The sequence below is a fragment of the Acinetobacter equi genome (assembly GCF_001307195.1).
GTDB classification, from domain to species: Bacteria; Pseudomonadota; Gammaproteobacteria; order Pseudomonadales; family Moraxellaceae; genus Acinetobacter; species Acinetobacter equi.
Map to the genome: position 1 here is coordinate 1,253,465 of NZ_CP012808.1, position 12,130 is coordinate 1,265,594.

Consider the following 12,130-nt stretch of genomic DNA (forward strand, 5'->3'; position numbering starts at 1 on the left):
ATCATATTTAAGAGCTTTCGTATCCCTCTTTTATGTAAGAAGGGATACGATCGTACTATTCAGGCATATTTAGCCAATGAGGTCCTAAAGGTTGCTTGGGTAATTCAAACTCGGGCGGATAGTCGGCATGAATAAAATAAAGTCCATCTGGAGGGGCTGTAATCCCTGCTGCTTTTCGATCTTCGGCTGCAAAAATCTCATCAATATGATCTAAATCATACATACCTTGTCCAATTTCAAGTAAGCATCCCATAATATTTCTTACCATATGATGTAAAAATCCATTAGCTTGAATATCGAGAACTAAATAACAACCATGACGAATTAAACGACAATGGCTGACATGACGAACAGGTTGATTTGATTGGCATGCTGCTGCTCGAAAGCTTTCAAAATTATGTGTTCCTTCAAATTTTTTCGCAGCTTCAATCATTTTATCGACATCTAATGGATAAAAAGCATGAGTCACTTGTTTATATAAAAGAGCTGGTCGCTGAGGATTATTATAGACCACATAACGATAGCGACGTGCTTGTGCTTTAAATCGAGCGTGGAAGCTAGAATCCATCTCTTTAATCCATTGGATGGAAATATCTTTAGGCAAGGTGCTATTTGAGCCCATGAGCCAACCACGCATTGGACGAATTGCATTTGTATCGAAATGAGCAACCATATTGGTGGCATGTACACCAGCATCGGTACGACCTGCACCATGTAAGATGATGGGTTCATCTGCAATTTTAGAGAGTACGGTTTCTATTGTTTCTTGAACACTACGTACGCCAGCTTGTTGAGTTTGCCAACCTTTATATCGAATGCCACAAAACTCAATACCGACTGCAAAACGTGGCATAATCACCTCAAATTAGACTTAATCATTCCAATGTTCAATCCATTGGTCTACGGTATCGTATTTTAAATACATTTTTAATGATTTTGCATAAAGATCTGCATGACTAAGTGTATTACTCACTAAAATTTTAGAAGTTTGAATCCATTGACTAATGGCATAACGTTGATCAATTGAACCAAAAGGGACTTGTGTTGTTAAAATAACTGGACAGTTTTTTTCTTTAAGTTTTTGCAATATATCAATAATTTCTGTATTTGTAGAAATGTTGCCTGTTCCAAATCCTTGTAAAATGAGGCAACTTGGAGGATGAGACAGTAGATTTTTTAAATTAAATAATAATGCAGAAGGATCTGAAGGTTGTAGCATCCAATTTTGACAATTGAATTGTTTTGCTTTCTCAATATGTGAATCTTTTACTATAAGTACATGTTCAATATATGAAATTGAATTTTGTGCAAGAATGCCTGTAAATGCATTTAAATCGGTTGTATGTCGTTTTAAGGCAGTTTGGGCATGTATGAGTTGATGATGAAATGCCAGATAAACACCTACAGGAACATGCATCACAGAATCGAGAGCGAAATTTAAATTTTCTAAAGCATCTGTAAATTCACGTGTATTTTGAGCATCTACCGTAAGCAGAGGATATTGGCTACCTGTAAGCACGACATAGGCAGACTGACCAAGACATTGAGCTAAAATAGCACCTGCATAACTAAGCGTATCTGTACCGTGAATAATCACAAAGTGTTGAAAATTTTGCAGTTGAAATTTTTGAATAAATTGTATGAGTTTAAGCCAATCACTTGGGGTACAAGCACTACTATCTTTAATTACAGGTGCAATAAAACATTCAATATTCAAATGATGCGGTAAGATTTTTTTTAGTTTTGGGATAAGGTCATTTGCAGGCATTGGGTTTAAAGGTTCACCAATGCAGCCAAACGTTCCACCCATATAAATCAATGCAATTTTTTTCATTACTAAAATTCACACTTTAGATTGTCATTTTATGTGATCATAAAACTAAATTTGTTAAGATGCGATTTGTTTTAGTAGTTGATCTGCTTGGTTTCGTTGTGCTGTATTGTAGCTTTTTTCCTTTTCTTCAATTAATCGTCTAGCATCTTCATAAGCTCCCAACTCTATATATTTTTCAGCAAGTTCGAAATTAAGAGAAATTTCATCTGTTTGTTCAAGTTCAGGAAATGCATCTAATAAAGGATCAGAAGGCATTGAGATAGTAGTTTGATTATTCTCACTTTCAACTGCTATAAGATTTAATGAATGGTCATTTGAGAGTGAGTTTTCGCTCGTTGAGATAGAAAAATTCTGATCAAAATATTCTTTTTTACTGTTAGATTCTGTTGTTTCTAGTTCTAATTTTTTAACAATTTGATTTGATTTGATTGAGAAGGTAATTCAAACTCAATGGTTTCTATTGTATTGCTGTTATCTTTGATTCTTGCTTTTACCAATTGAAGAATTGGTTGATGATCTTGTGTATTTAGGCGGTCTAAAAGTTCTTGAATGGAAAGTTCATCATTTTGTAAAAGATAAATTTCGAGTAACAGTAGGTAGGCTTTTGGTTCTAAATGATTTTGTTTAATCCATTCATTAATCTGAACTTCAGCTGCAAAAAAATTACGATCATTAATTAAGGATGTAATCTTTTGGTAAATTTCATCTGAAGTTAAATATATTTGGCTTGTATCGTTTAGTGTAGAAGAGGTAGATCCTTTCTTTACTGATGTGCGGGATACACGTGATTTTTTCTTTGATTTATTAATGATAAAAAATAATGCAATAAATACAATCACAATAGCAATAAGTATATATATGAGCATCTAGGTACCCCTTTAAATATGTTTATATGTAATTAAAATTAGCTCAATTTCGTTATTTTAAATTAAGAAAAAGATACCAGACAAAGTTTAAATAATGATGAGTTTAACATTTATATAGCATAATTAGCATGATATAGGTCTCTTCTAATTTATTATTAAATTAATTTCACTTATATTTATTCGTTAAATTTAATTCTAAAAAATCATACTAGTATTGGCTTTAACGTAATAATAGTGCCATTTTTAAGTTTATTAAAATTTCCACGAATAAATGCATGTTGATTGTTTAGTTGAATTTGTTTCATTACTTGTGAGATGGGGATTTGATGTTTATATGCAATTTTTGATGAAATTAACCATAAATTATCATTTTTTTGAACGATATATTTGATATCTGTTTGAATAGAGCCTGTATTCTTTATATGAGTTTCTTTTGAATTTATAGCAAATTTTTCTTGATTGAGCGATGGTGGCGCAAAAGAAGAAACCTGTAAAACTTTATCAGTAATTGTAGCTTGATTTGTGATTACTTTTTGTGGTGTTTGGTCACTTGTTGAAACCTGACGATTTGATGTTATCCATGTATTGTTTAAATTTGGTGGTTGTTTGGGTAAAGGGGTAAGTACATAGTCTATTTGTGAAGGGCTTTCTATATTGATCCTACTTTGTTGTTTTCTTATGTGCTGTGCAGTAATTTCTAGTTCACTTACAATATGAATGGGGTGTAGCATTTTTTCTTGATAATTTTCTAATTTGTAACTTGTAGATATATTAGGATGATAAATAATAGATTGCCGTATATGTTGCAGTCTCTTATTTTCCCCATTTTGAATTTTAATTACAAAGTCTAAAGTTGGGCTATAAATAGGAGTAGAGGAGGTAACTGTAATGATCCCAGTTTCATGATTTTTAGGGCGAATAAAAAAATTTAAATGTTGTGGTGGTTGGTGTTTAATTCCTAAAGTGTTTAAGTCATGTGCATTTGCTAAACTGACGTGTATAGGTGAGTCATGATCGGTGTATCGAAAATGGATTTCGGCATATAGGAGATCTCCTATAGAGGACTGAATTCGAATGGAGTCAAGAGAAAGAGAATATAAACTTTGAGATCCTAAAATCGCAAAAATCGCCCCGATAATTTTTTGATAAGTATTCATATTTTTCTTTGGATCATATTTATTATTGATATATAAGATATCTTTTTGTTGGTTATTTGTAAATAATTTGTAGAGGGTAGAATTAAAAAAGCCGATCAAAATAGATCGACTTTTCTTTCAAAAATAAGAATTAAATTAGTTGTTTTTAAATTCAATAAGAATACGTAACATACGACGCAGTGGTTCAGCAGCACCCCAAAGTAATTGGTCACCAACAGTAAACGCACCTAGATATTCTTTACCCATATTGAGCTTACGTAGACGACCTACTGGTACAGATAATGTACCTGTTACAGCAACAGGTGTGAGATCAATCATAGATGCGTCACGTGTATTTGGCACAACTTTAGACCAATCATTAGCATTTGCAATGATATCTTCGATTTCATCTAATGGGATGTCTTTACGAAGTTTTAAAGTTAAAGCTTGTGAGTGGCAACGCATTGCACCAATACGAACACAGTGTCCATCAATAGGGACAATTTGTTGATTGCCTAAGATTTTATTGGTTTCAACTTGACCTTTCCATTCTTCTTTAGATTGACCGCTTTCTAATTGCTTATCAATATAAGGAATGAGTGAACCAGCTAATGGAACGCCAAAGTTTGCAGATGGGAAACCTTCACCACGTTGTAATTCAGCAATTTTAGAATCAATATCTAAAATTGGTGAGCGTGGATCATCAAGTAAGTCTTTTGTATTATTATACAAATAACCCATACCAGTGATGAGTTCACGCATGTTTTGCGCACCAGCACCAGAAGCAGCTTGATACGTCATTGATGTTGCCCATTCCACTAAGTTATTTTGGAATAAGCCACCTAAACCCATAAGCATTAAAGAAACTGTACAGTTACCACCAACAAAAGTTTTAGTACCTTTGACTAAACCATCTTTGATGACATTCATGTTTACAGGATCTAGAACAATAATTGCTTCATCATCCATACGTAATGTAGATGCTGCATCAATCCAGTAACCATTCCAATTTTCAGCTTTTAGCTTTGGAAATACTTCAGACGTATAATCACCACCTTGACAGGTAATAATGACATCCATTTGCTTTAGACTGGTAATGTCTGTCGCATCCATAAGTGCTGGGGCAGTTTTACCGCCAAACGCAGGTGCTTCACCACCTGCATTACTGGTAGAAAAATAAAATGGCTCAAAATGAGCGAAATCATTTTCTTCAACCATTCGTTGCATAAGGACGGAACCAACCATCCCGCGCCAACCGACCAGACCTACTTTCATGTCATTTTGCCTCGGTGCGTAAAAAATAAAAGGGGATTTGAGTGTATCAAAAGAGCAATTAACTGCAAGCGTTACACGATGAAAAATCAAGAATATTATGCAATATACCTTGTTTCTTTTAGAGGTAAAATTGATATAAATTTATGAATTAATAAAAAAATAAGAATATGAGATTTGATGTATATTATAAAAAATAAAAATAAGTAAATGTAAAATATGACAAAATATATTTGATATATGTGAATTAATTAATTGAATTGTAGTAAAAAGCTTACATGAACTTAAGTTTATAGAGCTATGGCGTTTTCATAATCATGTTTAAAGTATAAACATCAGTATGTGGAGCCCAGAAAGGATTTTGAAGTGAATACTGATATAAAGATGGAAAGGACGTTCCAAGAAAAAAGTTTGAATGACACAACCTAAAGTAAGCCCGATTTTTGTAGGATGCAGATTTCGGGCTTAGTTTTTTTGATTTATTAAAAAAAGATTAATTTTTTTGATCGGGTTCAATACCTAATTTATTGAGTGTATTTTCTAATATTGCTGAATATAAAGATGTTGAACCAAGTGTTTGAGCCATAAATGTTGCAGCGACACAAGTTAAAATTAAAGGCAGTATTAATATATAGCTACTTGTCATTTCCATCACAATAACAATACCAGTTAATGGTGCACGGATACTTGCGGCAAATAAACCAGCCATACCCAGCACAGCACATGTACTCAGCTGAATGTCATATTCTGGAAAAATAGTTTTTACCATAATGCCAAATAAAACTCCCAATATTGCACCTAAAGCAATGGTTGGTGAGAAAATACCACCTGGTGCTCCAGAGCCAAAACATAAAATAGTGGCAATCAGTCTTAATGCAAAAAGAATGAGTAATGGATAGAAGCCATAGAATTCATTCATCAGATTTGGAACAAGATCGAAGCCACCACCTGTAATTTCAGGTAAAAACATGGTGAGTAAACCAAATGTTCCAGCAAGAAGAGCCCCAGTTAAAACAAAAAGATATTCTTTCTTTTGATAAAAAAGATCTAAAAATTTTCGAGTAGTTAAAATTAAAAAATTAGAAAGAGAGCCAATCACACCTAGAGCAAGCCCTAAAAAAATATAAAGCCAGATGGTGCTAAGAGGAACTGCGCTTTGATTTGGAATATTTAATATTGGTGCAGATCCCATAATTAATTGATAAACCACACATGCAGATACACATCCTACAAATACTGCTTTGATTGATGCTTTGGTATAAGTGAATTCTCCTTTCATTTCTTCAATGACAAATAAAATACCACTGAGAGGTGCATTGAATGCAGTAGTAATACCAGCACCTGCACCAGTTGCAATGAGCGTGTGTTGGGAGTCTTTATTTTTAAGATGGCAGGTATCTGCGACCATTTTTCCTAAATTAGAGCCCATTTGTACTGTTGGACCTTCACGACCTAATACCATGCCACTCCCTAGTGCACATAATCCACCAAAGAATTTAACAGGCAATACACGCCACCAACGGACGGGTCTTAAATCAAGTAAAGCACCTTCAACTTCTGGAATACCAGAACCTCCAGATTCTGGAGCAAAGCGTTTAACTAAATAATATGCAATTGCTCCCATCAAAGCAGTGATTGTAAAAACAATAAATGATTTTAAGTAGATATTGCTAAATGTTGACCCAGTAAGCTCCAATCGCAATGAGATAATATGTTGAATTCCGATTTGAAATAATGAACCAATCGCCCCAGTTAAAGCGCCAACAATACTTGCTAAAATGAGAATAATAAAAGGTGAGCGCATTTGCCAACTGTCAATTTTTTTCACAGCATACATAGCGAAATCTTTACGGTTATGCATGATTTTTCCTAAATTTAGCAAGTATTTTGAGTCTTAATAAGCATCAAAAAAAAGGTTATTAAATACTCTGCAATTAATATGATTTAGATTGCTAGAGAGCTAAAGAATAATTAGAACGAATTTACAAAAAATGGTAAATAAGAATGAAAGATATGATACAAGTTTTAGTAAAATACCAATGTGCGAGTCTTTTGATTTGTATGGAAATATGTGAATTATGTTTTATTTGTAAGATTTAAAATTCATTAAATAAACTTAATATATTTGAATTTGATTTTTTGAAAGGGCTTTTTTTATAAGAATGAGTTATGAAGCCCTTAAGTGTATTAATAAATTTTATCCCAACCTTCTGGGCGAGTTTTAAATCGTCTATGGAACCACATATATTGTGTTGGTGCGATTCGTAGTTGACGCTCAATAATTAAGTTAGTACGTGTTGCATCATCAAGTTCATCATCACTTGGTAAATTTTCTACAGGTGGTTCGATTAGAACTTTATATTTAGGGTTTTTAATATCACCATCACGATAAAAGTATAACGGAATAGCTTCAGCTTTGGTCATTTTAAGTAAACGTCTATGTGCTGTAACAGTTGCAGCAGGCACACCAAAGAAAGGAGCCATGACGCCTTGTTTTAATCCAAAGTCTTGATCGGGGCTATACCAAATAGCACGACCATTTTTTAAATGTCGGATTAGGCCGCGCATATCATCATGATCAATTTGATGGGTATAAATTGTTGAACGACAACGATAAATAAACATATCCAATAACGGATTATTTTGCGGACGATAGACAACATCAGGGTCAAAATATTGTGCACATACATAGCCACCTGCATCAAGCAGCGTTGAATGTGTTCCTAGTAAAAGTGCACCTTTGCCTTGAGCTTGAGCATTTTCAATATGCTCTAAACCTTCCATTTCAACACGGCCATCAAACCATTTTGGACAGTACCAAGCATTGAGTGTTTCAAAAACACCTAACATTTGGTCAATAAAAACTTGTTCTGCATTTTGTAGAACTTGTTCTTGATTCCATTCAGGAAAGCAAACTTCTAAGTTGCGAATTGTCGTTTTACGTCTAGATTTAAGATGACGAAATGAGAAACGTCCCAAAGCTGTTGCTAAGCGGTATTGAATACTCCACGGTAATATCGCCAAAAACATCAGGAATGTAATGCCAATCCAAATACCCCAATATTTAGGCAGAAGGAAAGACCATTGAAATTCACCTGGTTTATAGTTTGGCTTTTTACTCATTGCAACAAAGAGACCTTAAAAATTGACAGTAGTTTAACACGATTGATTTATACAAATAAAAAGACATCTAAACCAAAGGAATAGATGTCTTTATTGGATCTTAAAAATTAAGCTTAGTTTCCTTTACTTAAGTTCTCAAGTTCTTCCCAACGCTCTAATTTTTCAAGTAAAAGTTCATCAATTTCAGATAAACGATTTGAAAGTTTCATTGCTTGATCTGCATTGGATACAAACATTGAACCATCTGCAAGTTGAGCATTAATTTCGGCTTGTTCTTTTTCAAGCGCTTCCATTTCTGCTGGCAATTGCTCTAAAGCACGTTGATCTTTATAGCTGAGTTTTACTTTTTTAGGTGTTGCTGCCGCAGCGGCTGCTTCAGCTTTTGCAAGGGCTTTTTTAACATCACTTTTTTGATCTACCGCAGTTTGATCTGGGCGTTGCTCAAGGTAATCTTGGTAACCACCGATGTATTCATCAATGTTTCCTTTACCATCAAATACCCAAGTTGATGTTACGACATTGTCCATGAAGGCACGGTCATGTGAAATAAGTAGCAATGTACCTTTATATCCACCTAACATTTCCTCTAGAAGCTCTAAAGTCACCATATCTAAATCGTTTGTTGGCTCATCCATCACAATAAGGTTAGATGGTTTGAGTAACAATTTAGCCAATAAAATACGGTTACGTTCACCACCTGAAAGTGCTTTTACTGGCGTACGAGCACGTTCAGGAGAGAATAAGAAATCTTGTAAATAGCTATAAATATGACGACGGTTACCATTTACATCGACATGATCTGAACCTTCAGAAACGTTATCTTTTACTGATTTTTCCAGATCAAGCGCATTACGTAATTGGTCAAAATAAGCAACTTCAAGTTGAGTTCCTGTTTTTACCGTTCCAGTATGTTCAAGATCACCTAAAATAGCTTTAATGAGTGTTGTTTTTCCTACACCATTATCACCCACTAAACCAATTCGATCTCCACGTAGGACAAGTGCAGAGAAGTCTTTGATGATAGGTGCATTATTTCCGAAAGTAACACTTAGATTATCAATTTCGAAAACAACTTTTCCTGAGCGATTAGCATCTTGTGTTGCCATGCTCACTTTACCTTGTTGTGAGCGACGTGCTTTCGATTGCTCACGTAATTCTTTAAGAGCACGTACACGACCTTCATTACGCGTACGACGTGCTTTAATTCCTTGACGAATCCAAACCTCTTCTTCAGCTAAACGTTTGTCGAAGAGCGCATTTTGCTTTTCTTCAGCTTCCATTTGCTGTGCTTTTAAATCTAAATAGCGTGAATAGTTACCTTCGTAGCTACGTAAAGTTCCACGATCAAGTTCAACAATACGTGTAGCAATGTTGTCGACAAATGAACGGTCATGGGAAATAAATAACAAAGTTAAGTTATTTTGATCGAGTAAGAATTTTTCTAACCATTCAATACTTTCAACATCTAAATGGTTCGTTGGCTCGTCAAGTAATAAAACATCAGGTTGTGTTAATAGTGCACGTGCAAGAAGTACACGACGTTTACGTCCACCCGATAAATCGGCTAAATCTGCATCTGGATCTAATCCCATTTTGCTTAAAATAGAATTTACTTTAGTTTCTAAAGCCCATCCATCAAGTTGATCCATTTTATGTTGCAAATGTCCCATATGGTCACATGCTTCCATGTCACCAAGTACACAAGCATCACTGGCTTCATGATAAGCGCGTAAAACTTTAGCAGCTTCACCAGCACCATCGGCAACAATATCTGCAACCTTACCAGAATCCATCGGTACATCTTGTGCAAGCATTGAGATGGTAATGCCATTCTGTAAGGCAATTTCACCAGAATCTGGAAGTAAACTACCGTCAATGAGCTTAAGTAATGTAGACTTACCTTCACCATTACGGCCGATTAAACATACTCGTTCGCCACGTTCTAAGTTAAAATTCGCGCCGTCGAGTAAGGCAGGTCCACCGAAAGCAAGTTGGACATCCCTTAAAGTAATATAGGCCATATTGGTTTCCTAAAAATCTCAAGTGAGGATTTATAATGACTAAACAAAATATTGATGATCAGGCGTCATTTTCCGCACCTATTGAAGATTTGCAAGTGCGAATTGCTTTTTTAGATGATTTAGTTGAACAATTGAATGCACAAGTCGCTCGTCAAAGCTTGGAAATCACTGATTTACAAAAACAAATGAAAATTTTGTATCAGCGTATTGAATCTGCAGATTTATCTGAAGGAATTGAGGAATTTGACCCATTTAAGAATATTCCACCACATTATTAAGATGATTAACGTTCTCAATAGATATGATTGATTATATTCAATTGTATTTTTACATTGCCATTTAAAGAAATAGTTAAGTTTATGCAATCAAAAGTTGTTCTATTCGATTTAGAAAATAATCCCCCTAAAGCTCAATTATTCAGGGAAGTTTTAGAGCACTATTCCACAATTTACTTATTTAATTGTGCGGGAACATTTGACTATGCTTTAGAAGATTTAACTGAAATGGCAAGTTGGATTACGAGTGGTCAAATCATTATATTAGAAACACCCAAAATTTCTCATAAAGAATTTGAATATGCAATGGTCGTAGGGCAATTACTAGCTTTACTTGATTCTTCAACACATATTGAAATTATATCTGCCTCTGCAAGTGCAGAAATGTTACTTTTAATGTTACAAGAATCTGATATCTCAAGTCATTTGATTCAGGTTGAATCTACTACAAGTGGAAAAGTAGCAGCGAAATTTAAAATTCCAGGAATTGAAAAGATCATTCAGAGCACTGATTTACAACGGGTTAAGTTGTATTGTGATGCATTGTCTAAAATGTCAGGTAAACCCAATACAATTGAAAAATTAAAAAATTCAGTAGCGAATGTTTTACAACTTAAAGATTCTGATGTTCAGAATATTGTGGGAATGCTGATTAATCTGAAAATTGTAAAAAAATATGATGCACAAATTGAGTTTCGTAAAAAAGTTTTAAAACAGTGGCAGCAATTAGATTTAAATCAAACTACACCAGATATACATAACGAAACATTATCAATACATCATCGATTGAACATTCAAATGCAAAATTTAGATGAAAATGATGTGATTGAAGAGCATGTTACGGTAGTAGATAAAAATTTTGCCCAAATTGATCCTATACAGATTGAAGTAGCAAAAAAATTACGTAGTTTGAAATCAGAAAAGCCTAAAGATATTTATGCCTTAAGGGATTTATTGGAAAAAATGTTCCCAGAATCTGATGTTCGTTTATTACTCAAGGAATTGCTAGAAAAAGGCTATATTTATTGGAATGGTCATGAAATTTTGTATAGTCACGAAATGTTTTTGAATTAATTTTATCGTTCAAACTTGCGTTTTATATTGAGCTTATGCAACTCTAATATAAGAATAGAAAGGTTGTACTATGGAAAATACTGGAATTTGGGTTGCAGTTATTATCGTTGTGTTCTTACTTGGTTCAATTTTTGGTCTACGTGTGAGTCCAAGAGAAAAAGCCATTGGTATGATGCGCGATAAAGCAAGAAAAATGGGGTTACACCCAAGACTGGTGAAAGCACCTGATTGGACTAAAATTCCGATGGCATCTGAAAGCCGTGCCAGTATGGTTGCGTATTACAGTATTCTGATACCAAATGCTCAACTTCAGTTAATGAGAGCTCTAGTTGTAGAGCAAAAATTACAGTTGGTTTATGGTGATGAAAAATTTAACAATTTGCCGATTGAATTGAAAGGCGTATATGCTATTGATATGCAAGCGAACTGTGTTGGTCTATATTGGAACGAAGAGGTTGATTTAAGAGCTTCTCAATTAGATGACATGAAAGCATTTTTGAATTCTTTAGCTGAAATTTAATTTACAAAC

12 protein-coding genes are annotated in these 12,130 nt (G+C 34.2%); 3 read left to right on the forward strand and 9 right to left on the reverse strand.

The window, feature by feature from the left end; translation table 11 throughout:
* Positions 1–55 precede the first annotated feature (55 nt).
* The 9 genes from truA to AOY20_RS05840 all read right to left on the reverse strand — a co-directional run bounded on the left by truA (position 56) and on the right by AOY20_RS05840 (position 10,252).
* Positions 56–853, reverse strand: a complete 798-nt coding sequence (truA, locus tag AOY20_RS05800; protein ID WP_054580987.1) for a tRNA pseudouridine(38-40) synthase TruA — start codon at positions 851–853, stop codon at positions 56–58.
* Positions 854–871: 18 nt separating this feature from the next.
* Positions 872–1,834 (reverse strand): asparaginase, encoded by a 963-nt coding sequence (locus tag AOY20_RS05805; RefSeq protein WP_054580988.1) that lies wholly within the window; start codon positions 1,832–1,834, stop codon positions 872–874.
* A gap of 54 nt (positions 1,835–1,888) precedes the next feature.
* Positions 1,889–2,089: a FimV/HubP family polar landmark protein gene (locus tag AOY20_RS05810; protein WP_054580989.1), complete on the reverse strand. Its 201-nt coding sequence runs from the start codon at positions 2,087–2,089 to the stop codon at positions 1,889–1,891.
* A gap of 143 nt (positions 2,090–2,232) precedes the next feature.
* On the reverse strand, positions 2,233–2,700 hold the full coding sequence (locus tag AOY20_RS05815) for a hypothetical protein (protein ID WP_054580990.1): 468 nt from the start codon (positions 2,698–2,700) through the stop codon (positions 2,233–2,235).
* Between the two features lie 203 nt (positions 2,701–2,903).
* On the reverse strand, positions 2,904–3,857 hold the full coding sequence (locus tag AOY20_RS05820; RefSeq protein WP_054580991.1) for a FimV/HubP-related protein: 954 nt from the start codon (positions 3,855–3,857) through the stop codon (positions 2,904–2,906).
* 135 nt (positions 3,858–3,992) lie between these two features.
* On the reverse strand, positions 3,993–5,111 hold the full coding sequence (gene asd / locus AOY20_RS05825) for an aspartate-semialdehyde dehydrogenase (RefSeq protein ID WP_054580992.1): 1,119 nt from the start codon (positions 5,109–5,111) through the stop codon (positions 3,993–3,995).
* A gap of 490 nt (positions 5,112–5,601) precedes the next feature.
* The gene (clcA, locus tag AOY20_RS05830) at positions 5,602–6,969 is read right to left on the reverse strand and encodes a H(+)/Cl(-) exchange transporter ClcA (protein ID WP_054580993.1); all 1,368 of its coding nucleotides are present in this window, start codon (positions 6,967–6,969) and stop codon (positions 5,602–5,604) included.
* Between the two features lie 326 nt (positions 6,970–7,295).
* The gene (locus AOY20_RS05835; RefSeq protein WP_054580994.1) at positions 7,296–8,231 is read right to left on the reverse strand and encodes an LpxL/LpxP family acyltransferase; all 936 of its coding nucleotides are present in this window, start codon (positions 8,229–8,231) and stop codon (positions 7,296–7,298) included.
* A 113-nt stretch (positions 8,232–8,344) separates the two neighbouring features.
* On the reverse strand, positions 8,345–10,252 hold the full coding sequence (locus tag AOY20_RS05840) for an ATP-binding cassette domain-containing protein (RefSeq protein WP_054580995.1): 1,908 nt from the start codon (positions 10,250–10,252) through the stop codon (positions 8,345–8,347).
* A 35-nt stretch (positions 10,253–10,287) separates the two neighbouring features.
* Here AOY20_RS05840 and AOY20_RS05845 point away from each other — a divergent pair, with 35 nt between their 5' ends.
* The 3 genes from AOY20_RS05845 to AOY20_RS05855 all read left to right on the forward strand — a co-directional run bounded on the left by AOY20_RS05845 (position 10,288) and on the right by AOY20_RS05855 (position 12,121).
* Positions 10,288–10,530 carry a SlyX family protein gene (locus tag AOY20_RS05845; protein WP_054580996.1) on the forward strand — a complete coding sequence of 81 codons (243 nt, stop codon included), beginning with the start codon at positions 10,288–10,290 and terminating at the stop codon, positions 10,528–10,530.
* A gap of 81 nt (positions 10,531–10,611) precedes the next feature.
* Entirely contained in the window at positions 10,612–11,601 is a 990-nt protein-coding gene (locus AOY20_RS05850; protein WP_054580997.1) for a hypothetical protein, read from the forward strand.
* A gap of 70 nt (positions 11,602–11,671) precedes the next feature.
* Entirely contained in the window at positions 11,672–12,121 is a 450-nt protein-coding gene (locus AOY20_RS05855; protein WP_054580998.1) for an ammonium transporter, read from the forward strand.
* The last annotated feature ends 9 nt before the right edge of the window (positions 12,122–12,130 follow it).